The sequence below is a fragment of the Streptosporangium sp. NPDC087985 genome (assembly GCF_044741965.1).
Taxonomy (GTDB): domain Bacteria; phylum Actinomycetota; class Actinomycetes; order Streptosporangiales; family Streptosporangiaceae; genus Streptosporangium.
In genome coordinates this window covers 335,311-360,312 of record NZ_JBIUTQ010000002.1, presented here as the reverse complement: position 1 = coordinate 360,312, position 25,002 = coordinate 335,311, and the positions used below count along the sequence as shown (strand labels likewise).

Below are 25,002 nucleotides of genomic sequence, written 5' to 3'. Positions count from 1 at the left end.
TTGTTGTGGATTTTTTTGCGATGGTTCCCCCAGATCCCGTTCAGCGCCCGTAGGGAGCTCCGGAACGATGACCATCCCCGCACCGGCCGAGGCCACAACCGGCGAGGCACCCGCGATGAAAGCGCCGGAAACGGTGGGCCGCTCACCCGGGCAGTTGATGTGGCTGCGTTTCCGCCGCGACCGGACCGGCGTCGCCTCCGCCGCAGTGGTGATCACTTTCTTCCTGGTCGCGATATTCGCCCCGGTCATTTCCTGGATATACGGAAAGGATCCCTACAGCCTCTACGGCCAGGACATTCCCGGGCTTCTCAACGACTACGGCTATCCGATGCTGCCCAACGGCGGCGTCAGCTCGGAGTTCTGGTTCGGCATCGAACCGGGCCTGGGGCGGGACGTGTTCACCCAACTCGTCTACGGGATCCGCACCTCCCTGCTGATCGCGGTCACCGCAGAGGACATGGTGCTGGACCCCGCCCTGCGCCCCTGATGACCCGCCTCCCGGCCGCGAAAGATCAGGCCTTCTCCGCGAGGGCGCGCAGGCCGTCCACCGCGAGAGCCGGGTCGTCGGCGCCGTAGACGGCGTTGCCCGCCACGAAGACGTCCGCGCCGGCCTCGGCACAGCGCTCGATGGTCTGGTCCGACACTCCCCCGTCCACCTGCAGCCAGACCTGCCCTCCGTGTCTGTCGATCAGCGCGCGGGCCCGGCGGAGCTTGGGCAGCACCACGTCGAGGAACTTCTGACCGCCGAAGCCGGGCTCGACGGTCATCAGCAGCAGCATGTCGATCTCGCCGAGCAGGTCCTCGTACGGCTCGACCGGGGTGGCCGGGTTCAGCGCGAGGCCGGAGCGCGCTCCGGCGGCGCGGATCTGGCGCAGGGTCCGGACCGGGGCCTTGGCTGCCTCGGCGTGGATGGTCACGCTGCCCGCCCCGGCCTCGGCGTAGGCCGGGGCCCAGCGGTCCGGGTCCTCGATCATGAGGTGGCAGTCGAGCGGCGTCGAGGTCGCCTTGAGCAGGGACTCCACTACGGGAAGACCGAGTGTCAGGTTGGGCACGAAGTGGTTGTCCATGACGTCCACGTGCAGCCAGTCGGCGTTGGGGACCGCCGCGGCCGCCTCGGCGAGGCGGGCGAAGTCGGCGGAGAGGATGCTGGGCGAGATCTGTACGGCCATGATGCGGTCGAGTCTATTGCGCGGCCTCCGGCCGCCGGCCGCTCCCACCCCGGCGGGGCCGGCGGCGGTCAGATGGCGATCTGAACGCCGTACTTCTCCAGCCAGGCGTTGAACTGGAGAAGCCGCTCCAGCGACTCCCTGGGACCCCCTACGACTCCGTCGCCGCCCGCGGGCCGGTTCATCATGGCCCGTACCTTCTCCGGGTCGATCAGCGGCGCGGCGGGGGCGTCCCGGCGGTCGAGCAGCCGGGCCGCCTCCGCACGGACGGCCTGCCCGTAGGCGGGATCCTGCGTCGAGGGGTAGGGGCTCTTGCGGCGTTCCAGGACCGAACGCGGCAGGAGGTCGGCCGCGGCCGCACGGAGCAGGCTCTTCTCGTGTCCGTCGAAGGTCTTCATCGACCAGGGGGCGTTGAAGACGTACTCCACCAGCCGATGATCGCAGAACGGCACCCGGACCTCCAGGCCGACGGCCATGCTCATGCGATCCTTGCGATCAAGGAGGATCTGCACGAACCGGGTGAGGTGCAGGTAACTGATCTCCCGCATGCGCCTCTCCAGGCCGCTCTCACCCGGCAGCCGCGGCACCTCTGCCAGTGCCTGCTGGTAGCTCTCGGCGCTGTAGGCGGGAAGGTCGAGCTTGCGCAGCAGGGACTCGTCGAGGAGCGCGCCCAGGCCGTCGTACCGCGCGACCCCCTGCCTGGCCAGCCACGGGAAGGTGTCGGCAGCGACCGCCTCGGGGTCGTGGAACCAGCGGTAGCCGCCGAAGACCTCGTCGGCGGACTCCCCGGACAGCGCCACCGTGGAGTGCTCCCGGACCGCCTTGAACAGCAGGTAGAGCGAGGCGTCCATGTCGCCGATACCGATCGGCAGGTCACGTGCCCGCAGGACCGCGGCACGCACGGCCGGGTCCATGAGCTCGGCGGAGTCCAGGACGATGTCGGCGTGGTCGGCGGCGATGTGCTGCACGACATCATGGACGTACGGCGCGTCGGGGGTGTCGCGCATCCCGTCGGGTTCGAAGTTCTCGCTGTAACCGACGAAGTCGACGGCGAATGACCGGACCCCGCCCGTCCCGTGCTCCTCCAGCGCCTTGACGGCGAGCGCGGTGACGGCGCTGGAGTCGAGGCCGCCGGAGAGCAGGCTGCAGAGCGGCACGTCGGAGATGAGCTGGCGCTCGACGATGTCGTCCAGCAGCTCGCGTACGGTCCGGACGGTGGTTTCGAGGTCATCGGTGTGCTCGCGCGACTCCAGCCGCCAGTAACGGCGCCGGTTCAGGCCATCGCGGCCCACCCGGACGAGCTGACCCGGACGCACCTCGTACATCCCGCGGTAGATTCCGTTCTCCGGCGTCTTGATGAAGGTGAGCAGCTCGCGCAACCCGCCGATGTCGACCATGGGCGGCTGGGCGGCCGGATTGGCGAGGATGGCCTTGGGCTCCGAGCCGAACAGCACGCCGGCCGGCGTCGGCTGGTAGTAGAGCGGCTTGATGCCCATCCGGTCACGGACCAGCAGCAGCTCCTCGCGGCGGACGTCCCAGATCGCGAGGGCGAACATGCCGTTCAGCCGGGCGGCGAAATCCTCGCCCCATTCGAGGTAGGCCCGCAGGACGACCTCGGTGTCGCTCCGGGTGCGGAAGCGGTGGCCCCGCGCGGCCAGTTCGGAGCGGAGTTCGCCGAAGTTGTAGGCCTCACCGCTGTAGATGAGGACGGCGAGCGGCCGCCCGTCCTCGTCGGCGACCATGGGCTGACGGCCGCCCTCGATATCGATGATGGCGAGCCGGCGATGCCCCAGCGCGGCGTGTGGCGCGAGCCACAGTCCCTCGTCGTCGGGCCCGCGGCAGGCCATGGTGTCGGTCATGGCCTGCGCGGTGTCCCGCTCCTGCCCGAGATCCCGCTCGAAGTCCACCCAGCCGGCGATTCCGCACATATCGACGCCCCCATACCCCGTCGACGACCGTTATCTATTTGTAACAGACGGCCGGCTGCCTCTATGACCCGACCCGACGTGGCGCTCAGCCGCGGCGCAGCAGCGCGAGGAACATCCCGTCGGTGCCGTGGCGGTGGGGCCAGAACTGGACGTGCGGCCCCTCGCCCAGACCCTCCACCTCGGGAAGGAAGGCGCGGGCGTCAAGGGTCTCCACGTCGTCGCGGCGGCGCAGCACGTCGGCGACCACGGTGGCTGTCTCGGCCAGGTGGGGCGAGCAGGTGACGTAGGCGACGACTCCTCCGGGGCGGACCCCGTCCAGGGCCGAGGCGAGCAGCTCACGCTGGAGCCTGCCGAGGTCGGGGAGGCTGCGGGGGTCGCGCCGCCAGCGGGCTTCCGGACGGCGGCGCAGGGCGCCCAGGCCGGTGCAGGGAGCGTCGACCATGACCCGGTCGAAGACTCCGGCACGCCAGGCGGGGACCGTGCCGTCGGCGGTGATCACCGCGGCCTCGCGGGTGGTCTGCCGGACCAGGCGGGCACGGTGGTACTGGAGCTCGGCGGCCAGGAGGTGGGCCCCGCCAGCGGAGGCGAGGGCGTCCAGAAGGCCCGCCTTCCCGCCGGGGCCCGCGCACAGGTCGAGCCAGCGGGAGTCGCCGCCGGCCACCGGGACGCGGGTCAGGGCCAGGGCGACGAGCTGACTGGCCTCGTCCTGGACGGCGGCGCGCGCCTCGGCCACGGCCTGGATGACGCCGGGGTCGCCCTCGGGCAGATAGGCCGCGTAGGGGGAGTACGCGGCGGGCTGCGCGCCGGAGGCGAGAAGCTCGTCGACCGATGCGCGGCCGGGCCGGGCGACCAGGGTGACCCGGGGGCGCTCGTTGTCGGCGGCCAGCAGGGCGGCTGTCTCGTCGAAATCGCCGCCCACGGCATCGCGCAGCGCGGTGACGATCCACCGGGGGTGGCTGTACGCCACGGCCAGGTGGCCGACCGGGTCCTCCCCGGGGTCGGGGGCCACGATCGGCACCCACTGCTCCAGGGAGCGGCCGGCGACCTTGCGCAGCACGGCGTTGGCATATTTCGACGGGCCGACGCCCACCCGCAGCCGTACCAGGTCGACGGTCGTGCCGACGGCCGCGTGCGGGGGAACCCGTGTCTTGAGCAGCTGGTGCACGCCCAGTCGGATGGCGTCGAGCAGCGGCGGGTCCAGGTCCTCGGGGGCCCGGTCACTGCAGGCCGCGATGACCTCGTCGTAGGTGCCGAGGCCGCGCAGGGTGCCGTAGGCCAGCTCGGTCGCCAGGCCCGCGTCCCGCCCGGACAGACGGCGCTCGCGCAGCAGCGTGGGCATCAGGAGGTTGGCGTAGGCGTCCCGCTCGTCCACTGCGCGCAGGAGGTCGTAGGCGGCGTTGCGGGCCTCGTCGCGGACCGGCCTGGGCGGACGACCGCTCCTGGCGGCGCTCCGGTTTCCCCCCGAACCCCGCGCCTGACCGCCGCTCCGGCTCCCGCCGGACCCCTGTCCCCGGCTGCCCGACGCACCCGCCTGATCACCGCGTGAACGGTTCCCCCGGCCACGGCCGCCGCTGCGCGGGGCATCCCCGCCGCTCCCCCGATCGCTCATAACCCCTAGCCCAGCCGATCTTCGTCTACGGGCCGCACGCCGCGGGCCCATTCCCCCGCGCCCATCAGACGCTTGCCCTGCGGCTGCACCTCACCCAGCTCGACCGGATGGGTGGCCGTGCCGACCAGGACGGAGTGCTTGGACGCCACGATCCGCCCGGGCTCCAGGGCCGGGGCGTCGGGTGCGAGCCGTACCGGGCCGAGCTTGACCCGCTGACCGCGGAACTCCGTCCACGCGCCCGGGGCGGGCGTGCAGGCGCGGATGAGGCGGTCCACCCGCATGGCGGGCGCGGACCAGTCGACCCTGGCGTCGTCCACGCTGATCTTCCTGGTGAAGCTCAATCCCTCGGAGGGCTGGGGCACGGCCTCCAGCTTGCCGTCCTCGATCCCGTCCAGGGTCGCCGCCAGCAGTCCGGCGCCGGACTCGGCAAGCCGGGCGAGCAGGTCACCGCTCGTGTCGGTGGACCTGACCTCCTCGGTGACCACGCCGTAGACCGGGCCGGCGTCCAGCTCCTTGACGATCTGGAACGTGGTCGCGCCGGTGATCTGGTCGCCGTGGAGCACGGCGTGCTGCACGGGGGCGGCACCGCGCCAGGCGGGCAGCAGCGAGAAGTGCAGGTTGACCCAGCCATGGCGGGGGATGTCCAGGGCGGCCTGCGGAAGGAGCGCGCCGTAGGCCACCACCGGGCAGCAGTCGGGGGCGATCCGCCGCAACCGCTCCAGGAACTCCGGATCCCCCGCCTTCAGCGGCCTGAGGACCTCGATGCCCGCCTCCCGGGCCAGCTCGGCGACGGGACTCGGGTGGACCTTACGGCCACGGCCCGACTGGGCGTCCGGCCGGGTGACGACGGCGACGACGTCATGGCGCGGCGAGTCGAGCAGTGCCCGCAGCGAGGGCAGAGCGGTGTCCGGAGTTCCGGCGAAGACCAGGCGCACGTCCCTACAGAGCCTTCCCGTGGGTGGCATGCGGGGAGAACTTGAACGCGGGGGCCGACAGGCCGCTCCACTCCGCCTCGCGGATCTCCTTCATGGCGAGCTTGCGCTGCCTGAGGTCCATACGGTCGATGAACAGCACCCCGTCCAGATGGTCGGTCTCGTGCTGGAAGCAGCGGGCCATCAGGTTGGTGCCCTCAAGGGTGACGGGCTCACCGTGCATGTTGAAGCCCTTCGCCACGGCCCGGATCGCCCGGGGCGTGGGGAACGACAGGCCGGGGAAGGACAGGCAGCCCTCCTCCCCCTCCTCGTCCCTGTCCTCGGAGAGGTCGAGATTGGGGTTGATCAGATGGCCGAGCTGCTCGTCCACGTAGTACGTGAAGACCCGCAGGCCGACACCGATCTGGGGCGCGGCCAGCCCCGCCCCCGGGGCGTCCATCATCGTGTCCGTGAGGTCCTTGACGAGCTTGCGCAGCTCCTTGTCAAAGTCCTTCACCGGGTCTGCGGGGGTGCGCAGCACCGGGTCGCCGAAAAGGCGGATCGACTGAATGGCCAACAGGGCTCTCCTCACACTTTTCGGGGATGCCCCCAGTGTAAGGGCCCTGGTCGTGTCCCTCGGATCTTCCGCTCCCCACCGGGCGGCGGGGGGACCCGCGTTATCGCGAACGGGCCTTCATGGCTGCCTTCCGCGCCGCCTTGGCGACCGCCGCGTCACTGTGGTGGGCGCCCAGCAGGTCCAGCACCGCGATCGTATCGGGGTGGTCCACCAGGGTCATCTCCCCGACGACGCGGACCGGATCCTCACCGGGTTCGAGGATGCCGAACTCGCACATCGCCTCGGGGGCGTTGCCGAGGTGGATCAGCGAGGCGAGCATGTCGACGGCGATCCAGGTGTTGTCGGCGGGCGTCAGGGCGGGCGCCGGCAGGTCGCGGATGTGCAGCCAGGAGGCGGCGTAGCGCCACACGGCGGGCTCGGCGAGCGCCTCCCTCAGCGGGACCTCGGCCTCGGGGCCGAGCTCCTCCAGGACTCTTCCCACGGTCGCGCGCTGGCCGGCCGTACCCGATGCGGCGATCTTGACCAGCTCCCGGGCGGCGTCCTCGGGGTCACGGGACTCCAGCCACACGGTGACGGCGCTGGGGGTGGCGGAGCGTTTCATCATCGCGTCGACCAGCTCGGCGGCGCCGAGGGCGGCGAAGACGGCGACCTCGTCCCCGGTGGGGGCGTCGTGGCCCTCACGCAGCAGGTCCTGGCGGACCGCCCACATGCCCAGCGGGGTCAGCCGGGGCCGGCCCGCCTCGGACAGCTCGGTGAGCCCGCAGTAGCCCAGCAGCGACAGCGCACCCTCCAGCTCGGCTGGGAGCGTGGCGGCCAGTGCCCGCATCTGCGCGGGGCGGGTCCCGCAGGCCACCTCGTGTGACTGCAGGATGCCCTTGACCAGGGTTGCCGGAGCCAGGCCGTCACTCACGGCGTACATCGTGGCGAGCATCTCGGCGAGGTGGTCGTCGACCACCGGGGACCCGGTCAGACTGTCGTCCGCGCGGTCCAGGACGTCCATGACCACGCCGTCCCAGAATCCCAGCAGGGCCGCGGCGGGCAGCTCGGTGGAGAGCGCCAGCGGGCCGGCCGTCGCCACGCCCCGGGAGATGCGGATCATGCCGGTGTTGACCGCGACGACCCAGAGCAGGTGCAGCCGCGCCGGGTTGGGCACCCCGAGCTCGGCACAGGGAAGGAAGGGGTCGGGCAGCAGGCCCTCGGGGGTCACCTGGCGGGTGCCGGTCCACGCCGCCAGCCTCTGGGCGTCCCGCACCAGCGGGACCCGGAGCACGGCGGCGGCGAGCACGTCGTCCGCGGCGAGCGCGACAGGCGGAAAGCTCAGCACCTCGGTGCCGCAGCCCCGGCACTCGCAGTCCTTGCCGCCCGTGTCGAGCACGGTCGCGCGTGCCTCACGGGGTCCCGATCCCAGCTCGTCGGCCAGCCTGCGCAGTTCGCCGAGATCGAAGACATTGCCCATGTTCCCGCTCTTTGCCACTCGTGAAACTTACTGCACCTGAGCCCCACGGGTGTACGGCTAACCGATAGCCCGAGAGCGTGCTTTGAAGGCGGCCTTGCGGGCGGCCTTGGCCACGTTCTGGTCGTCCAGGGAACGGCCGAGCAGCTCAAGGACCTCGACGACCTCGGGGTGGTCCACCCGCCACATCTCCTCGATCACGTGCGCCGGCGGACCGGAGGCCGCCATGTTCTCGGCGAACGTCTCCGGATCGTCCTCGGCGGCGGAGATGGCCAGGGCGAGCATGTCCACGCTCATCCACAGCACCTCATCCTGGGAGAGCACCGGGGCGGCCAGGCCCCGGGTGGAGAGCCAGTGGACGGCGTGCGGACGCAGCTCGGCCTCGTCGAGGTACGGGCGGACCGCGGGCTCGGCCTCCGGGCCGAGCCGGTCCACGATCGTCACCGCGATGCCCCGGACGACCGAGGGCGCGCCGGATGCGACACCGAGCAGCTCGGTGGCCGCCTCCTGGGGGGTCCTGCTCCCCAGCCAGCCCTGGATGTCAGCCTCGGCCATCTCGGTGGGCATCCCGGAGAGCAGTCCCTCGATGAGGTCGGGCGCGTCGGCGGCGGTCAGGTCGGCTGCCTCGGGCGCCTCGATGCCCAGATCGGTGTAGTGCTCCCGCAGTCCCCAGACGGCCAGTGGGGTCAGCTCCAGGGTCTCCTCGCTCTGCTCGGCGATCCCGCAGTAGGCCAGCCCCCGCACGGCCTCGGAGACGTCCACCTCCCCGTCGTCGAGCAGGCCGATCTCCTCCAGGTAGGCGCTGACGAGAGGGATCGGCACCGGCGCCTGCAGCCGGTAGAGCATGTCGCACAGGCCGTAGAGCTCCTCGTCGAGGGACGGGGCTCCGGTCACGGCACCGCCGGTCTCCCTCTCCACGAGGAACCCGACCACCGCGGCCCACGTGTCGAGCGGGTCGGGATCCTCACCGTCGAAGATGGCGGTCCCCTCGACCTCCACCAGGCCGGTGTACACCGCCAGCTCCCACAGGAAACCGGGGTCGGCCACCGCGAGCTGGGCGGTCGCCTCGGCGGCGTCACGGACCCTCAGGCGCCCCTTGACGGTCGGCCTGCGGCCCCCGGCCAGCATCCACTGGACCAGCCGCCGGACATCGGTCACCAGGGGCACCCGCAGGGCGCCCTCGGCGAGCACCGCGCGGGGCGCCAGCCGCGCCGGAGGCAGAGGGGAGCAGCCCGGACAGTCGCACGACTCGGCGGCGGGTTCCGCCGTGGCCGACACCGAGACGTCGCCCTGCTCCAGCGAGTCGGCACCCATCGCGCTGAACAGGCTCTTGGCCATGCCGAACTTGGAGGTGTCGGCCAGCGCTATCGGCATCTCGGGCTCGATCCGGTCCAGGACGACCCGCATGCGGACGGCCATCTTGCCGCCGATCTCCTCGGTCGCAAGCAGGAAGTCGACCAGGGTTCGGGCGGCGGCAACGGTCTCGGGGGCACTTTCCGGCGGGGCGATGACCTTGCGTGGATAGATGTTGAGCAGCAGTTCCTCGAAAGTGACGGGGGTGAAATCACCCAGCTCGTTCACGTTCAGATAATCGCTCGCGTAGTCGCAGAGCAGCCGTACCTCGTCCACGTCAACGTCCAGGCCGTGCGAGCGCCCCCACGCACGCAGATCGTCTACGGCCCGATTTACCCATTCGATCGACACAGGGGAAAATTAACGGCTTACTGTCAGCACCGCGAATCGGGGAAACAACTCAAATCGCATCGAGAGGGTCAATGCATACCCTGACCACCTCAGGAGCCTTGCGCGCGGATCGCACCCCGACGGCCCCCTTCAACGCGGCGGCCAGCGCCGATCCCGCCCCTCGGGGAACCCTCACCATGGCACGTTCCCGCACTTGATCGCCCCTGGGCGACTCGAGGAGGACGGGCCCGAGAACCTGCGCCTCCTGCGGCAGCGCAGCCTCCCCGAGCATTTCCCTGACCGCCGAGGGAGAGCCGGTCAGCGTGGCCATTCTTACCGCGGGGGGAAAACCTAGTTCTGTCCTGCCGGCCAGTTCCCGCTCGGCGTGGGTGACGGGGTCCCAGCGCAGGAGCGCCTGCACGGCGAGCACCGAGGAATCGGCCAGCACGACCAGTTCGGCCCTGGGACGCAGCAGCGCCGCGGCGTTCATCCACCGGCGCAGCGTCTCCTCGGCGACCCGCAGGTCGGGCCGGCCGAGCAGCGCCCACCCGTCCAGCAGCACGGCGGCCGCGTAACCGCCCTCGGCCACCGGTTCGGCCCCCGGGGTGGCCACCACCAGGGCGGGGGCGGCGCCCACCGTGACGAGCACCCCGTCCTTGCCCGAGGTCCTGACCTGGACCGAGGGGAAGGCCCGCCCCAGTTCCTCGGCCGTACGGCGGGCGCCCACCACCTGCGCCCGCACCCGGACGCCGCCGCAGGCGGAGCAGCGCCACTCCCCCGCGATCCGGCCGCACCAGCGGCAGCAGGGGGCGGCGTGGCCGCCACGCAGCGCGAGCGGCCCTCCGCAGTGCTCACAACGGGCCGCGGCCCGGCAGTTCTGGCAGGCCAGTGCGGGCAGATACCCCCGCCGGGGGACCTGGACCAGCACCGGGCCGGCCGTCAGACCGGCCCGCAGCGCCCGCCAGGCGACGCTGGGCAGCCGCGCCGCCCTCGCCGCCTCGTCCCTGGCCAGTTCGGAGTCCTCCCCGGCCGGCCGGACCCGCGGGGCCCTGGCCCTGACCGTCTCACGGGCGGCGGTGATGGGACCGGCCCATCCGGTGGCGACGAGCCGGGTGGCCTCGGCCGTACGGGCGTATCCGCCGATGAGCAGCGCGGCACGGCTCTGGTGGGCACGGAGCGCGAGGACCTCCCGGGTGTGCGGGTACGGCGCGAGCCGCTCGGCGTGCAGATCGTCACCGTCGTCCCAGACCACCGCCAGCCCGAGATCCCGGACCGGCGCGAACGCCGCCCCCCTGGTGCCGACGACGGCATGCGCCTGCCCCCGGGCCACCCGCAGCCACCGGCGGTAGCGCTCGGCGGGCCCCAGGTCGGCGGTCAGCGCCACATGCGCCCCGGGCCCCAGGACGGCGCTCAGCGCCGCGTCGGCCAACGCCACGTCCTTCCCGTCGGGAAGCACCACGAGCGCGCCCCTGCCGCCGCGCAGGGTCTCCCGCACGGCCACCGCCACGGCTCCGGGCCATTCGGGACCGTCGTCCCCGACCCCGGGCAGCGCGGTCCACACGGTGCGCGGCGAGCCCCCGCCGGCCAGGGCCGCCAGGAACGCCCGTCCGTCCGGGTAGTCGGCCCAAGGCCCGGGCTCGTCCGCTCCGTCCGGCCCCACGGGGGATCCGGTCCCGGCGGGGTCCTCGGCCTCGACCCTGGCGTGGCGCGGAGGCACGGCCAGGCGCAGGACGTCGGCCATGGTCCCGGCGTAGCGGTCGGCCACGGCGCGGGCCAGCGCGGCGATCTCGGGGGTGAGCACCGGCTCGGAGGAGATCACCCTCTCCAGGCGGGCCAGCTTGCCCTGGTGCTCGCTGCTGTCCACCCGCTCCAGCAGAAACCCGTCGACGAGCTTTCCGGCGAACCGGACGCGGACCCGCGAGCCCGGCACCGCCTCGGCGTCCATCGTGGCCGGGACGACATAGTCGAACGGCCGGTCCAGATGCGGCAGCGGCGTGTCCACTACGACCCGGGCGACCGGCAGCACCGCGGCCGGCTCCGGCACGCCCCTGGCCGGTCTGGCGGGGACAGGCACAGGCCGCTCACGTACGGCGTCAAGCGGCAGTAAGGCGTCGTCATCCGGTGAGGGGTTGGCGTGGGTCACTCACTTGTCCTACCAGATCCCCGGGATGGTGAAGGCAATCACCCGACCTGTCACTCCCCTGCCCCGAGCACTCCGTCGCTCCGGCCCGAGCGGGGAGCCCCGTGGCGCGTGGCCTGGTCCGTTGTTCGGCCGGCTTGCTTCTGGCGTGGCCGGTGGGGGTGCGGAGAGCCAGAATGGCCATGTCGTCGCGGCCGTCGCTGGGGTGATGGTCGGCCAAGATCTGGCACAGTTCGCCCAGCGGTTGGTCGGCGTGGGCGAGGAGGATGGCAGCGAGGCGTTCCAGGCCCATCTCGACCGGGCGCCTGGGGTGCTCGATGAGTCCGTCGGTGAAGAAGATCACCGTGGCGTTGTCGGGCAGGGGGTACGTGTGATCGTGGCGTGGCAGGGTGACATCCACGCCGAGGGGCAGGTCAGGGTCGGCATGCAGGTAGCGGACTCGGTGGTCGGGGGTGAGCAGCAGCGGCGGGGGGTGGCCTGCGTTGCTCCAACGCAGTGTCCAGGCCTGGCCTTCGGGTTCAATGCGCGCGAGACATGCTGTGGTCACAGGGTTGTCGGTGATCGCGTGGAGGGTGCGGTCGAGCTGGGCAAGGACGGCGCTGGGCGAGGTGCGCCGGCCGTACAGCAGGGCGCGCAGCATATTGCGGGTCTGGGCCATGGCGGCCGCAGCCTGGAGATCATGCCCGACGACGTCGCCGATGACAGCTACACAGGCCTGGTCGGGCACCAGCAGGGCGTCGTACCAGTCTCCGCCGAGGTGGCCCGGGGTGGTGGCGGGACAGTAGACGGCAGCAGCGTCGAACGGCCGCAGGTCGGGTAGCCGCGGCAACAGCAGCCGCTGGAACTGCTCGGCGTCGGCATGGGTCTGCTCATACAGGCGGGCGTCGTCGATGGCCAGGCCCGCGGCACCGGCCAGCGCGATGATCAGGACCTCGTCGTGGGCGTCGAAGGGCTGCCCGTCACGCCGCTCGGACACATACAGATTTCCGTAGACGTGACCGCGGATGCTGATCGCGGCTCCCAGCAGGGTGCGCATCGGCGGATGACCTGGAGGGAAGCCCACCGAGTCCGGATGGACGGAGATGTCATCGACTCGCAGCGGCACAGGCTGGCTGATCAGACGCCCCAGTAGTCCGCGTCCCCGTGGGAGCTCCACATCGGCCAGGTCGGCTCTCTCCTGATCCGACAGGCCCACCGGGACGAACTGTGCTAGATATTCGCCTTTCTCATCAAGCACGCCCAGGGCACCGTAACGGGCACCGACCAGCTCCATCGCGGTGGCGACGATCAGTCGCAGCACCACGGACAGCTCCACGTCCCGGCTGAGGACAGCCTCATACAGGTCGTGCAGCTGGTCTTGGGCCTGGGCCAGCGACCTGAGCTGCTCGGCGATCTGCTCCAGCTCCGCACCCAAGCGCAGACGCGCCCCGGTGATGTTCCGTCCTGAGGCTTCGGCCATGATCTGGCCTCCTGGCACGGGCCTAGATGCTGCTTATCTCCATCGTTGCAGATGACGGGGCGGAGAACGGAGATGCCCTGGCTGTCCGGACCGCCTCACGAGAGGCCATGCCGGCATCCGGCGGCGAACAGGCGGTGGAGACGGCACAGCCCCCGGTGAGAGGCCTCAGCGAGGGCTGTGAACGGAAAGCGGGTCAGAAGCCGGCAGCGGTGCGCAGGGCCCCGGCGCGGTCGGTGGACTCCCAGGAGAAGTCGGACCGGCCGAAGTGGCCGTAGGCGGAGGTCGCCGAGTAGATCGGGCGCAGCAGGTCGAGGTCGCGGATGATCGCGGCCGGGCGCAGGTCGAAGACCTGGAGCACGGCCTTCTGGATCGTCTCGATCTCGACCTTCTCGGTGCCGAAGGTCTCGACGAACACGCCGACCGGGTGTGCCTTGCCGATGGCGTAGGCGACCTGGACCTCGGCGCGGTCGGCCAGGCCGGCGGCCACGATGTTCTTGGCGACCCAGCGCATGGCGTAGGCGGCCGAGCGGTCCACCTTGGACGGGTCCTTGCCGGAGAAGGCGCCGCCACCGTGACGGGCCATGCCGCCGTAGGTGTCGACGATGATCTTACGGCCGGTCAGCCCGGCGTCGCCCATCGGGCCGCCGATCTCGAAGCGGCCGGTCGGGTTGACCAGCAGGCGGTAACCCTCGGTGGCGATCTCCAGGCCGGCGAGCACCGGGTCGACCACGTGCTCCTTGACGTCCGGCGCGAGCATCTCCTTGAGGTCGATCTCGGCCGCGTGCTGGGTGGAGACCACCACGGTGTCGAGGCGGACCGGGCGGTCGCCGTCGTATTCGATGGTGACCTGGGTCTTACCGTCGGGCCGCAGGTAAGGCACGGTGCCGTCCTTGCGGACCTTCGCCAGACGCTCGGCCAGGCGGTGCGCCAGCTGGATCGGGAGCGGCATCAGCTCGGGGGTCTCGCGGCAGGCATAGCCGAACATCAGGCCCTGGTCGCCGGCGCCCTGGCGGTCGAGCTCGTCGGCGCCGTCGCCCTCACGGACCTCGTAGGCGTCGTCGACGCCCTGCGCGATGTCGGGGGACTGCGCGCCGATGGACACCGAGACCCCGCAGGAGGCACCGTCGAAGCCCTTGTGGGAGGCGTCGTAGCCGATCTCGAGGATCTTCTCCCGGATGAGGCCGGGGATGTCGACATAGGTCTCCGTCGTCACCTCTCCGGCGACGTGGACCTGACCGGTGGTGATCAGCGTCTCGACCGCGACCCGGCTCTTGGGGTCACCCTTGAGCATGGCGTCGAGAATCGCGTCACTGATCTGGTCGGCGATCTTGTCCGGGTGGCCCTCGGTGACCGACTCGGAGGTGAACAGGCGACGGGACAAGTCAGTGGCTCCTCATGCAGCGGCTGCTGGCGTCTGGGGGCTCTGGTGCCGAACCCGACACCAATAGCGCTGGGCCGAAGTCTAGCCGCACCGGGAGCGACGCCGTGAAACCACGCCATGTCCAATTTAAGCGCGCCGCCCCGAACGGGGAGAATTGCGCCGAGGTCACAGGTCAGGCAGTGGATCGGGAGGGAGTGTCTCGGGCGCGAAGACCTCGGCGTCGGCGGCGCGGACCACCGCCGCGTACTCCTCGTCGATCTCGAACACCATGCCGCCGAGCTCGATGGCCGCGCCCGCGGAGAACTCCACCGGGCCGAGCCGCGTGCGGCGCGTATGGGTGGCGTAGATCGAGGTCGGCGCGTCCTGGTCGAAGAACTTGGTGGACAGCACGGAGATCGACCGATCGGTGACCACGATCAGGAAGGTCGCCATTCCCGGTGAACCCACCGACAGCGCGGGCAGGACGTAGCGCATCTCCTCCCCCGGGGGGAGCAGGGCGCGACAGCGGGCCCTGACAGTGGCGGGCACCGGCATGATCAAGTCCCTCCGTGCTCCAACGCGCCGGATCATTCCGGACGCAGTATCCGCCCCGGGAAGATCCCCGGCAAGCGGATCAGGGAAGCCGCTGGGCGACGAGATCCCAGACCATGTCGGCGAGGTCCTCCTTGGGACCGCGCGGGATCTCCACCGGTTCCCCACCGGCGACCAGGACCACCGCCGCGTTGTCCGGCGTGCCGAAGGCGAGGTTCTCGCCCACCTGGTTGACGACGAGCAGATCACAGCCCTTACGGGCGAGCTTGGCCTGCCCGTTGGCGAGGACGTCGTCGGTCTCGGCCGCGAACCCCACGATCACCGAGGGGTACGGCTTGAGCCCCTCACGGCGGCGATCACCCAGCTCGGCGAGGATGTCAGGATTTTTTACCAGATGGATGGGGTCAGGCTCGGCCGAGGTTTTCTTGATCTTCGAGCCGCTCTGTGCCAGGGGCCGGAAGTCGGCGACGGCCGCGGCCATGACCACGGCATCGGCGCCCTCCACCGCGTCCAGCACGGCGGCGCGCAGCTCGGCGGCCGACTCCACCCGGACCACCGTGGCCCCGGCCGGGTCGGGCAGGGCGACGTTCGCACTCACCAGGGTGACCTCGGCGCCGCGGGCCACGGCCGTACGGGCCAGCGCGTAGCCCTGCAGACCCGAGGAGCGGTTGCCGATGAAGCGGACCGGGTCGATGGCCTCGCGGGTGCCCCCGGCGGAGATCACCAGGCGGCGACCGGCGAGATCGGCGGGGCGCCCGGACAGGACCCCGCGGCAGACCTCGAAGATCTCCTTGGGGTCGGGCAGCCGGCCGCGGCCGGTGTCGGCGCCGGTCAGGCGGCCCACCGCGGGGTCGAGGACGATCGAGCCACGCTCGCGGAGTGTGGCCACGTTGGCCCGGGTCGCGGGGTGCTCCCACATCTCGGTGTGCATCGCGGGGGCGAACACCACCGGGCACCGGGCGGTGAGCAGGGTGTTGGTCAGCAGGTCACCGGCCAGCCCGTGGGCGGCCTTGGCGAGCACGTCGGCGGTCGCCGGGGCGACCACCACCAGGTCGGCGCTCTGGCCGATCCGCACGTGCGGCACCTCGTGCACGGAATCCCAGACGTCGGCCGTCACCGGGTTGCCGGAAAGGGCCGCCCAGGTCGGCTCCCCGACGAAACGGAGTGCCTCCCTGGTCGGGACGACGCGGACGTCGTGACCCGACTCCGTGAGGAGACGGAGCAGTTCGCAGGCCTTGTACGCGGCGATGCCGGCGCTCACGCCGAGCACGACGGCGGGTCTGCGGCGCGCCACTCCGCCCGGGGTCCGCATCGGTGGGACTAACCCTCGATCGGCTCGGAGGTGAGCAGACCCTCGCTGACCTCGCGCAGCGCGATGGACAGCGGCTTCTCCTGCGCGTGGGTCTCCACGAGCGGGCCGACGTACTCCAGCAGGCCCTCGCCCAGCTGGGAGTAGTAGGCGTTGATCTGGCGCGCGCGCTTCGAGCCGAAGATCACAAGGCTGTACTTGCTGTCGACGATGTCGAGCAGCGCGTCGATCGACGGATTGGTGATGCCTTCGGAGTAGGCGGCGTTCGTTGCCACGTTGTGATTTCCCCTAGCTAGGTGAACGTCCGGGGCTCGAAGCCTCGGGAGCATCAGCCAGTAAGGCTATCAGCCGATGACATACATCCTGGACGGACGTGTTCACAAGAGTCAGGTCGAATTCCTGCTCCGCCGCCATCTCGATCCGGCCGGCCGCCAGGCGGCGGGCGATGACATCCTCCGGCTCGGTGCCCCTGCCGCGCAGGCGCTTCTCCAGCTCCTCCCAGGTCGGCGGGGCCAGGAAGACCAGCATCGCCTCGGGCATGCTCATCCGGACCTGACGCGCGCCCTGGAGGTCGATCTCCAGCAGCGTGGGCACTCCGGCGGCGAGTTTCTCCAGCACCGGGCCGCGCGGCGTGCCGTACCTGTTGCCGGCGAACTCGGCCCACTCCAGCAGCTCGCCGGAGGCGGCCATCCGGTCGAACTCGTCGTCGTCGGCGAAGAAGTACTCCACCCCGTGGGTCTCTCCCGGCCGGGGCTTCCTGGTGGTCACCGAGACCGACAGCCACACCTCGGGGTATGCCCGCCGAAGCTCGGCGACGACCGTGGACTTGCCGACGCCTGACGGCCCTGAGAGGACCGTCAGGCGGTTGCCGGTCGGCCCGGCGAAGGCTCTCGCCACCTCCGGGCCTGCGACCGGGGAGGTGAAGCCACCGGACCCGCTCTCAGCGGTTCCCTCCGGGGCCCGACTCCTGTCAGGCCACGACGTTCCGGTCACTCCAACCCCCCGTTGTTGCCATCCCCGCCGATCCGGGGTGAGCGTGTTCTTACTGAACCGAGACTAGCTCTCGGCACCGCCGAACTCACGCTCGAGTGAAGCGCGCTGGTTGGCACCGAGACCCCGCACGCGGCGGGACTCTGCGATGCCAAGCCGCTCCATCAACTGCTTGGCGCGGACCTTGCCCACGCCGGGGAGCGACTCCAGAAGAGCCGACACCTTCATCTTTCCGATGACGTCGTCAGCCTGCCCGTCTTTGAGCACCTCAGCCAGAGAGATCGCGCCGTGCTTCAGGCGGTTCTTAACCTCGGCACGCTCTCGGCGGGCCTTGGCAGCCTTCTCTAGGGCTGCGGCGCGCTGCTCAGGGGTAAGGGGAGGAAGAGCCACGCCGGGTCACCTCGAATTTCCTGTCGATGTACTCGGACGGGATGGGAAACTAGCTGGTCATGACGCTTCAAGCAACGTCAAGCCCGGTTTCTTACCGGAGAAAATCTACTTCGTCACTTTGCGTGTCCGGAATATCGCTGAGCGTCGATGAAAGTGGGCCGGACCCCGTGTTTCCAGCGATGTGGATCACACCGCGCGTCCGCTGTCGGCGAGGGTGCGCCGGAGCGCCGCGGCGATCCCCGCGGCGGCTGCTCCCGGGTCGGCCGAACCGGTGATCGGGCGGCCGATCACGAGAAGATCGGCCCCGTCGGCGAGCGCCTGCTCGGGAGTCGCTACTCTGGCCTGATCCTGACTCGCGGCACCGACCGGGCGGACGCCGGGAGTGATCAAGGTGATGTCCGGCCCGACCTCTGCCCGGACCGCGGCGACCTCACGCGGCGAGCACACGAGGGCCTGGGCGCCCGCGCCGACGGCCATGACCGACAGGCGGCGCACGGCGTCCAGGGAGGGCCCGGCGATGCCGATGCTCTCCAGATCGGTCTCGGAGAGCGACGTGAGCACCGTCACGGCCGCGATCTGGGTGTTGGGCAGGGCCTCCACGGCCGCGCTGATCATCGCGGGGCCACCGCCCGCGTGGACGGTCAGGATGGCGGGCCTGAGCCGTGCCACGGCCCTGGCCGCGCCCGCGACGGTGTTCGGGATGTCGTGGAGCTTCAGGTCCAGGAACACCCGCACACCACTCGCCCCGCGGATCGAGGCGATCACCTCGGGACCGTACCGGAGGTAGAGTTCGAGTCCGACCTTGACGGTGCTGACATGTGGCGTCACCAGACTCGCCCAGCGGGCCGCGGTCTCCAGATCGGGTGCGTCCAGGGCGACGGCGATAGGTGCGGGCGTCACAGGGAACTCTCCTCCAGGTCTATCCGGTGCCGGGTGGACGCCCCCGGCGGGCGATGAGCCAGCCCGACCGCGTCGGCCAGCCGGTGGAACCCCCGGGCCGCCAGGAGCTCCTCCAGCTCGCGCAGGACCCTCAGGCAGGCGTAGGGGTCGTGGAACAGCGCCGTGCCCACGGCGACGACGCAGGCCCCGGCAAGGATGAGCTCGAAGGCGTCCCTGCCGGTCAGCACGCCACCCATGCCGATGATGGGCACGCTGGGCAGCGCGGCGTGGACCTGCCACACGCAGCGGACGGCCAGCGGCCGGATGGCCGGGCCGGACAGCCCGCCGGTGACCGCCGCCAGGGAGGGGCGCATGGCCTCGGTGTCGATGCTCATGCCGAGCGGATTGTTGATCATTGAGAGCGCGTCGGCGCCGCCGTCCACGCACGCGCGGGCGACGCTCACGATGTCCAGCACGTCCGGGGAGAGCTTGGCCACCACGGGCACGTCGTAACGCATCACCGAGCGCACCGAGGCGATCACCTCGGCCGAGGCGGCGCCGTCGCGGGCGAAGACCCGGCCCCGGTCCTCGATGTTGGGGCACGACAGATTGACCTCCACGGCGCTCACCCCCGGGGCGTCGGTGAGCCTGCGGGCCAGCGCGGTGTACTCGGCCACGGTGCCGCCACCGATGGAGACCACGGTCCTGACGCTCCGCTGGGCCAGCCAGGGCAGCTCGCGCTCCAGGAAGGCGTCCACGCCCGGCCCCTGGAGACCGACGGCGTTGAGCATGCCCGAGGGCGTCTCGGCCATCCTGGGGGTCGGACGGCCCGCCCTGGGGGCCATCGTGATCGACCGCGTGGTCAGCGCGCCGATCCGGCCCAGGTCGAAGAACTGCGCGAGCTCGGAACCCGACGCCGCGCACCCGGCGGCCGTGGTGATCGGATTGACCAGTTCCACGTGCCCCAGGTACGTCCGCATGTCAACCGACATTCCGCGATCCCCCACCGGGCGCTCCGAGCGCGTCGAACGGGATCGTTCCCACGTCGTCGAAGCGGACGCGTTCGCCCCGGAAGACCGGTCCTTCGACGCACGAGCGGACCATCCTGGTGACACCGTCATCTCCGATGACCGGCAGCACGCACGTCATGCACAGACCGATCCCGCACGCCATCCGCTCCTCCACGGCCACCTGGACCGGGATGTCGAACTCGACCGCCACGGCGGTGACGCCGCGCAGCATAGGCGTCGGGCCGCAGGCGTAGACCGCGTCGGCCCGGACGTCGGCGATCACACCGGGCAGCACGTCGGTCACCCCGCCTCGCAGGCCCAGGGAGCCGTCCTCCGTGGTCAGCGTGGTCGTCTCCCCCATCCTCCGGGCCCGTAGCGCGCCGAACACCCGGTCGGCCGAGGACGCGCCGAGCACGAAGTCGACGCGGCAGCCGCGCCGCTGGAGCGCGTCGGCCACCGCGAACAGCGGCGCCGCGCCGTACTCGGCGCCGACCAGGACGCAGTTCACCGGGTCGCGCGGCAGCGGGAACGGGCGGCCCAGCGGCCCGACCAGGTCCAGCGTGTCGCGGGCGCGGCGCTCGGCCAGCCACGCCGTTCCCGGGCCGCTCACGGAGAAGACCAACTCCACCGTGCCGCCGTAGTCGGGCTTGACGTCGTGGACGGAGAAGGCACGGCGCGTCAGCATCGAGGTCTGAGCCCCGCCGACGGCCACGGCGACGAAATGGCCGGGCCGGAAGCGCTCGGCGATGCCCGGCGCGACCACGGTCAGCGCATGGTAGGCGTCGACCCGGCGCGTCGTCAGCACCGTGCCCGTCACCTGTACCGGAGTAACAGGCGTCTCTCTCACCTCCGCCTAAGGCACCAGCCCCGCAGCCGCAGTATCCATGGTCGCGCCCGGCTCCTCACTCGCTCCGCGGACGGCTCATCCTTCACCGGCCACTTCGCTCACTCGTCCCCTGAGCCGCCCGTACCCCTGGTCGCGCCCGGCTCCTCACTCGCTCCGCGGACGGCTCATCCTTCACCGGCCACTTCGCTCACTCGTCCCCTGAGCCGCTCTCCGTGCTCCTGGAGGGACCGTACGCCGATGTCGCCCCGGACGATGGCCTGGATGCCCTGGACGGCCGCGGCGAGTCCCTGGACCGTCGTGATGCAGGGGATGCCCCGCAGCACGGCGGCCGTACGGATCTCGTAGCCGTCCAGCCGCGGCCCGGCCTGGCCGGGGCTGCCGAAGGGCGTGTTCACGATGAGATCCACCTCACCATCCAGAATGCGACGGCCGATGGTCGGCTCGCCCTTGGGACCCGTTCCTTCACTCTGCTTTCGCACGATCTTGGCATGGACACCGTTACGGCGCAGCACCTCGGCTGTTCCCTCGGTGGCCAGAATCTCGAAACCGAGGTCCGCGAGAGCCTTTACCGGGAAGATCATCGCACGCTTGTCCCGGTTCGCCACCGAGACGAACGCCCGCCCCCCGGTCGGCAGCGAGCCGTAGGCGGCGGCCTGCGACTTGGCGTAGGCCGTGCCGAAGAACTCGTCGATGCCCATGACCTCGCCGGTGGAGCGCATCTCCGGGCCCAGCACCGTGTCCACCCCGCGGAACCGGTTGAACGGCAGCACCGCCTCCTTGACCGCGATGGGCGCGTCCAGCGGCAGGGTGCCGCCGTCGCCCTCGGCCGGGAGCATGCCCTCCGCGCGCAGCCCGGCCACCGTGGCGCCCATCATCACCCGGGCCGCCGCCTTGGCCAGCGGCACCGCCGTGGCCTTGGACACGAACGGCACCGTACGGCTGGCACGCGGATTGGCCTCCAGCACGTACAGGATGTTGGCCGACATGGCGTACTGCACGTTGAGCAGACCGCGCACGCCCACGCCCCGGGCGATGGCCTCGGTGGCGGCGCGGATGCGCTTGATGTCGTGGCTGCCGAGCGTCATCGGGGGCAGCGAGCAGGCCGAGTCGCCGGAGTGGATCCCGGCCTCCTCGATGTGCTCCATCACGCCGCCGAGATAGAGCTCCTCACCGTCGAACAGGGCGTCCACGTCGATCTCGACGGCCTCGTCCAGGAATTTGTCCACCAGCACCGGGTGGTCGCTGGCCGCGCCCGCCCTGGACATGTAGGTGACCAGTGTCTCGTCGTCGTAGACGATGGCCATGCCCGCGCCACCGAGGACGTAGGAGGGCCGGACCAGGACCGGGTAACCGATCTCCTCGGCGATGGCCAGCGCCTCGTCCGGGGTCACCGCGGTGCCGTGCTTGGGCGCGGGCAGCCCGGCCTCGGCGAGGACGCGGCCGAACGCGCCGCGCTCCTCTGCCAGGTGGATCGACTCCGGCGAGGTGCCGACGATCGGGACCCCCGCGTCCTTGAGCGCCTGGGCCAGGCCCAGCGGGGTCTGGCCGCCGAGCTGGACGATGACGCCCGCGACCGGGCCGGTCTGCTGCTCGGCGTGGACGACCTCCAGGACGTCCTCCAGGGTGAGCGGCTCGAAGTAGAGGCGGTCGGAGGTGTCGTAGTCGGTGGAGACGGTCTCCGGGTTGCAGTTGACCATGACGGTCTCGAATCCGGCCGACGACAGCTCGAAGGAGGCGTGCACGCACGCGTAGTCGAACTCGATGCCCTGGCCGATCCGGTTCGGCCCCGAGCCGAGGATGAGGACCTTGGGGCGCTCGCCGTAGGGGACCTCGGTCTCCTCGTCGTAGGTGGAGTAGAGGTACGGCGTCTGCGCGGCGAACTCGGCGGCGCAGGTGTCGACGGTGTTGTAGACCGGCCGGATGCCGAGGGCGTGGCGCAGGTCGCGGACCCGGGACTCGTTCATGTCGCACAGCTCGGCGATCTGCAGGTCGCTGAAGCCGTACCGCTTGGCCCTCGTCAGCGCCTCGGCGGTGAGCTGGGGCGCCTCGCGCAGCTCGGCGGCGACCTCGTCGATCGCGAACAGCTGGTCCAGGAACCAGGGGTCCACCGCGGTGGCCTCGGACAGCTCTTCGAGCGACGCCCCGGCGCGGATGGCCTGCTGCATGGTGAACAGACGGCCGTCGTGCGGGGTGCGGCAGGCCGCGAGGAGCTCGTCCTTGTCGCCCGGCTCCCCTGCCCAGGTGAAGACGGCGCCCTTCTTCTCCAGCGAGCGGAGCGCCTTCTGCAGGGCCTCGGGGAAGGACCGGCCGATGGCCATGGCCTCGCCGACGGACTTCATGTGCGTCGTCAGGGTCTGGTCGGCTCCGGCGAACTTCTCGAAGGCGAAGCGCGGCACCTTGACCACGATGTAGTCGAGCGAGGGCTCGAACGACGCCGGGGTCTCCCTGGTGATGTCGTTGGGGATCTCGTCCAGGGTGTAGCCGACGGCCAGCTTGGCGGCGATCTTCGCGATCGGGAAACCGGTGGCCTTGGAGGCGAGGGCGCTGGAGCGGGAGACGCGCGGGTTCATCTCGATGACGACCATGCGTCCGGTGCGCGGGTCGACGGCGAACTGGATGTTGCAGCCGCCGGTGTCCACGCCGACCTCGCGGATGACCGCGATGGCGACGTCGCGCATGTTCTGGTACTCGCGGTCGGTGAGCGTCAGGGCCGGGGCCACGGTGACGCTGTCTCCGGTGTGCACGCCCATCGGGTCGATGTTCTCGATGGAGCAGACGATGACGACGTTGTCGGCCTTGTCGCGCATGACCTCCAGCTCGTACTCCTTCCAGCCGAGGATGGACTCCTCCAGGAGCACCTCGGTGGTCGGCGAGGCGTCGAGGCCCGCTCCGGCGATGCGGCGCAGGCCGTCCTCGTCGTGGGCGAAGCCGGAGCCGACGCCGCCCATGGTGAAGGAGGGCCGCACGACCAGCGGGTAGCCCAGCTCGCCGGCGGCGGCCAGGCACTCGTCCATGGTGTGGCAGACGAACGAGCGGGCCGACTCGGCGTTGAGGCCGCGCTCGGCGGCGACCTTGGCCACGATGCCCTTGAACAGCTCGCGGTTCTCGCCCGCCTGGATGGCCTCCACGTCGGCGCCGATCAGTTCGACGTCGTACTTGGCCAGGACGCCGGCCTCGTGCAGGGCGATCGCGGTGTTCAGCGCGGTCTGCCCGCCCAGGGTGGGCAGCAGCGCGTCGGGGCGCTCCTTGGCGATGATCTTCTCGACGATGTCCGGGGTGATCGGCTCGACATAGGTGGCGTCGGCGAACTCCGGATCCGTCATGATCGTCGCCGGGTTGCTGTTGACGAGGATCACGCGGAAGCCCTCGGCCCGCAGCACGCGGCAGGCCTGGGTGCCGGAGTAGTCGAACTCGCAGGCCTGCCCGATCACGATGGGGCCGGAGCCGATCACCAGGACCGACTGGATATCCGTGCGCTTAGGCACCCTTGTTTCCCTCCGTGTCGGCGCCCGGCTCCTCGCCCGCGCCCTGTTCCCTCGCCGATTCCGCGTCCGCGGTCGCGCCCGGCTCCTCGCCCGCTCCGCGGCCGGCTCGCCCCCCTGCCGATTCCATCAGCGCGCAGAACGCGTCGAACAGGCCGGCCGAGTCGTGCGGGCCGGCCGCGGCCTCGGGGTGGTACTGGACGCTGAAGGCGGGGCGGTCGATCAGTCGCAGCCCCTCGACGCAGTCGTCGTTGAGGTTGACGTGGCTGACCTCCGCCGGGCCGTACGGCGTGTCGAAGCGCCCCTCCAGGGGGGCCTGTACGGCGAAGCCGTGGTTGTGCGCGGAGATCTCCACCTTGCCGGTGCGCCGGTCCTGGACCGGCTGGTTGACCCCGCGGTGGCCGTAGCGCAGCTTGTAGGTGCCCAGGCCCAGGGCCCGGCCGAAGATCTGGTTGCCGAAGCAGATACCGAAGAACGGCACCCCGGCCGCCAGGACGCCGCGCACCGCCTCGACCTGTCCGTCGGCGGTGGCCGGGTCGCCGGGACCGTTGGAGAAGAACACGCCGTCGGGGTTGAGCGCGAGGATGTCGCCCGCGGTGCTGGAGGCCGGCAGGACGTGCACCTCACAGCCGCGCTCGGCCATCCGGTGCGGGGTCATCGCCTTGATGCCGAGGTCCACGGCCGCCACGGTGAAGCGCCTGCCGCCGATCGCCGGGACGACGTACGGCTCCGTGGTGGAGACCTCGCCGGCCAGGTCGGCACCCTCCATCGCGGGGCTGCGCCGGACCCGCTCCAGAAGCTCCTCGACGGGGGCGAGGGCCTCACCGGAGAAGACCCCGGCGCGCATGGCGCCGCGCTCACGCAGGTGGCGGGTGAGGGCGCGGGTGCCGGCGATGGCGATGGCGACGACGCCCTGCTCCCTGAGGTAGTCGTCGAGGGAACGGTTGGCGCGCCAGTTGGAGGAGACCCGTGCGGGCTCGCGGACCACGTAGCCGGAGACCCAGACACGCGAGGACTCGGGGTCCTCGTCGTTGACCCCGGTGTTGCCGATGTGCGGCGCGGTCATCGCGACGATCTGGCGATGGTAGGAGGGGTCGGTGAGCGTCTCCTGGTAGCCGGTCATCCCGGTGTTGAAGACCATCTCGCCGAAGGTCTCGCCCTCGGCACCGTAGGGGACCCCGTGGAAGACACGGCCGTCTTCCAGCACAAGCACTGCGGTCACTCAAACACCCCGATCATATCGGTCATTGCTCCGCA

At 71.1% G+C, this 25,002-nt stretch carries 21 protein-coding genes; 1 reads left to right on the top strand and 20 read right to left on the bottom strand.

The window, feature by feature from the left end:
- Nucleotides 1–67: 67 nt before the first annotated feature.
- A complete protein-coding gene (locus tag ACIN94_RS06845; protein ID WP_400700599.1) occupies nt 68–487 on the top strand; it encodes a hypothetical protein in 420 nt (139 codons plus the stop codon).
- A 25-nt stretch (nt 488–512) separates the two neighbouring features.
- Here ACIN94_RS06845 and rpe read toward each other — a convergent pair whose 3' ends face one another.
- The 20 genes from rpe to carA all read right to left on the bottom strand — a co-directional run bounded on the left by rpe (nt 513) and on the right by carA (nt 24,967).
- The gene (gene rpe / locus ACIN94_RS06840; protein WP_400700597.1) at nt 513–1,169 is read right to left on the bottom strand and encodes a ribulose-phosphate 3-epimerase; all 657 of its coding nucleotides are present in this window, start codon (nt 1,167–1,169) and stop codon (nt 513–515) included.
- 68 nt (nt 1,170–1,237) lie between these two features.
- The gene (asnB, locus tag ACIN94_RS06835) at nt 1,238–3,094 is read right to left on the bottom strand and encodes an asparagine synthase (glutamine-hydrolyzing) (protein ID WP_400700595.1); all 1,857 of its coding nucleotides are present in this window, start codon (nt 3,092–3,094) and stop codon (nt 1,238–1,240) included.
- An 85-nt stretch (nt 3,095–3,179) separates the two neighbouring features.
- Entirely contained in the window at nt 3,180–4,703 is a 1,524-nt protein-coding gene (locus ACIN94_RS06830; protein ID WP_400700593.1) for an RsmB/NOP family class I SAM-dependent RNA methyltransferase, read from the bottom strand.
- A gap of 5 nt (nt 4,704–4,708) precedes the next feature.
- The gene (gene fmt, locus ACIN94_RS06825) at nt 4,709–5,638 is read right to left on the bottom strand and encodes a methionyl-tRNA formyltransferase (protein ID WP_400700591.1); all 930 of its coding nucleotides are present in this window, start codon (nt 5,636–5,638) and stop codon (nt 4,709–4,711) included.
- Nucleotides 5,639–5,642: 4 nt separating this feature from the next.
- Entirely contained in the window at nt 5,643–6,191 is a 549-nt protein-coding gene (def, locus tag ACIN94_RS06820; RefSeq protein ID WP_400700590.1) for a peptide deformylase, read from the bottom strand.
- 100 nt (nt 6,192–6,291) lie between these two features.
- Entirely contained in the window at nt 6,292–7,647 is a 1,356-nt protein-coding gene (locus ACIN94_RS06815; RefSeq protein WP_400700588.1) for a hypothetical protein, read from the bottom strand.
- Nucleotides 7,648–7,704: 57 nt separating this feature from the next.
- A complete protein-coding gene (locus ACIN94_RS06810; RefSeq protein WP_400700586.1) occupies nt 7,705–9,348 on the bottom strand; it encodes a hypothetical protein in 1,644 nt (547 codons plus the stop codon).
- A gap of 49 nt (nt 9,349–9,397) precedes the next feature.
- Complete coding sequence (locus ACIN94_RS06805) at nt 9,398–11,470, bottom strand: primosomal protein N' (protein ID WP_400700584.1); 2,073 nt, start codon at nt 11,468–11,470, stop codon at nt 9,398–9,400.
- Complete coding sequence (locus tag ACIN94_RS06800) at nt 11,442–12,926, bottom strand: PP2C family protein-serine/threonine phosphatase (protein WP_400700582.1); 1,485 nt, start codon at nt 12,924–12,926, stop codon at nt 11,442–11,444. The genes ACIN94_RS06805 and ACIN94_RS06800 overlap by 29 nt, the downstream gene beginning before the upstream one ends.
- Nucleotides 12,927–13,119: 193 nt before the next feature.
- Nucleotides 13,120–14,307, bottom strand: a complete 1,188-nt coding sequence (gene metK, locus ACIN94_RS06795; protein WP_400700580.1) for a methionine adenosyltransferase — start codon at nt 14,305–14,307, stop codon at nt 13,120–13,122.
- 165 nt (nt 14,308–14,472) lie between these two features.
- Nucleotides 14,473–14,841, bottom strand: coding sequence for a hypothetical protein (locus ACIN94_RS06790; RefSeq protein WP_400700578.1), 369 nt, complete (start codon nt 14,839–14,841; stop codon nt 14,473–14,475).
- 79 nt (nt 14,842–14,920) lie between these two features.
- Nucleotides 14,921–16,150: a bifunctional phosphopantothenoylcysteine decarboxylase/phosphopantothenate--cysteine ligase CoaBC gene (gene coaBC / locus ACIN94_RS06785; protein ID WP_400700576.1), complete on the bottom strand. Its 1,230-nt coding sequence runs from the start codon at nt 16,148–16,150 to the stop codon at nt 14,921–14,923.
- Between the two features lie 8 nt (nt 16,151–16,158).
- Nucleotides 16,159–16,422: a DNA-directed RNA polymerase subunit omega gene (gene rpoZ, locus ACIN94_RS06780; RefSeq protein ID WP_012889517.1), complete on the bottom strand. Its 264-nt coding sequence runs from the start codon at nt 16,420–16,422 to the stop codon at nt 16,159–16,161.
- A 13-nt stretch (nt 16,423–16,435) separates the two neighbouring features.
- Entirely contained in the window at nt 16,436–17,044 is a 609-nt protein-coding gene (gene gmk / locus ACIN94_RS06775) for a guanylate kinase (protein ID WP_400700573.1), read from the bottom strand.
- Nucleotides 17,045–17,203: 159 nt separating this feature from the next.
- Entirely contained in the window at nt 17,204–17,527 is a 324-nt protein-coding gene (mihF, locus tag ACIN94_RS06770) for an integration host factor, actinobacterial type (RefSeq protein ID WP_012889515.1), read from the bottom strand.
- Between the two features lie 186 nt (nt 17,528–17,713).
- Nucleotides 17,714–18,427, bottom strand: a complete 714-nt coding sequence (gene pyrF, locus ACIN94_RS06765; protein WP_400700570.1) for an orotidine-5'-phosphate decarboxylase — start codon at nt 18,425–18,427, stop codon at nt 17,714–17,716.
- Complete coding sequence (locus tag ACIN94_RS06760) at nt 18,424–19,398, bottom strand: dihydroorotate dehydrogenase (RefSeq protein ID WP_400700568.1); 975 nt, start codon at nt 19,396–19,398, stop codon at nt 18,424–18,426. Before ACIN94_RS06760 ends, pyrF begins: the two co-directional genes overlap by 4 nt.
- The gene (locus ACIN94_RS06755) at nt 19,388–20,263 is read right to left on the bottom strand and encodes a dihydroorotate dehydrogenase electron transfer subunit (RefSeq protein ID WP_400700566.1); all 876 of its coding nucleotides are present in this window, start codon (nt 20,261–20,263) and stop codon (nt 19,388–19,390) included. Before ACIN94_RS06755 ends, ACIN94_RS06760 begins: the two co-directional genes overlap by 11 nt.
- Nucleotides 20,264–20,427: 164 nt before the next feature.
- Nucleotides 20,428–23,748 (bottom strand): carbamoyl-phosphate synthase large subunit, encoded by a 3,321-nt coding sequence (gene carB, locus ACIN94_RS06750; protein WP_400700564.1) that lies wholly within the window; start codon nt 23,746–23,748, stop codon nt 20,428–20,430.
- A complete protein-coding gene (gene carA, locus ACIN94_RS06745; RefSeq protein WP_400700562.1) occupies nt 23,741–24,967 on the bottom strand; it encodes a glutamine-hydrolyzing carbamoyl-phosphate synthase small subunit in 1,227 nt (408 codons plus the stop codon). Before carA ends, carB begins: the two co-directional genes overlap by 8 nt.
- Nucleotides 24,968–25,002 lie beyond the last annotated feature (35 nt).

Coding starts and splice junctions, on each gene's coding strand:
- ACIN94_RS06760 (WP_400700568.1), bottom strand. CDS start 19,398: ATGTCGGTTGACATGCGGACGTACCTGGGGCACGTGGAACTGGTCAAT.
- ACIN94_RS06845 (WP_400700599.1), top strand. CDS start 68: ATGACCATCCCCGCACCGGCCGAGGCCACAACCGGCGAGGCACCCGCG.
- ACIN94_RS06800 (WP_400700582.1), bottom strand. CDS start 12,926: ATGGCCGAAGCCTCAGGACGGAACATCACCGGGGCGCGTCTGCGCTTG.
- ACIN94_RS06830 (WP_400700593.1), bottom strand. CDS start 4,703: ATGAGCGATCGGGGGAGCGGCGGGGATGCCCCGCGCAGCGGCGGCCGT.
- asnB (WP_400700595.1), bottom strand. CDS start 3,094: ATGTGCGGAATCGCCGGCTGGGTGGACTTCGAGCGGGATCTCGGGCAG.
- rpe (WP_400700597.1), bottom strand. CDS start 1,169: ATGGCCGTACAGATCTCGCCCAGCATCCTCTCCGCCGACTTCGCCCGC.
- coaBC (WP_400700576.1), bottom strand. CDS start 16,150: ATGCGGACCCCGGGCGGAGTGGCGCGCCGCAGACCCGCCGTCGTGCTC.
- ACIN94_RS06790 (WP_400700578.1), bottom strand. CDS start 14,841: ATGCCGGTGCCCGCCACTGTCAGGGCCCGCTGTCGCGCCCTGCTCCCC.
- ACIN94_RS06815 (WP_400700588.1), bottom strand. CDS start 7,647: ATGGGCAATGTCTTCGATCTCGGCGAACTGCGCAGGCTGGCCGACGAG.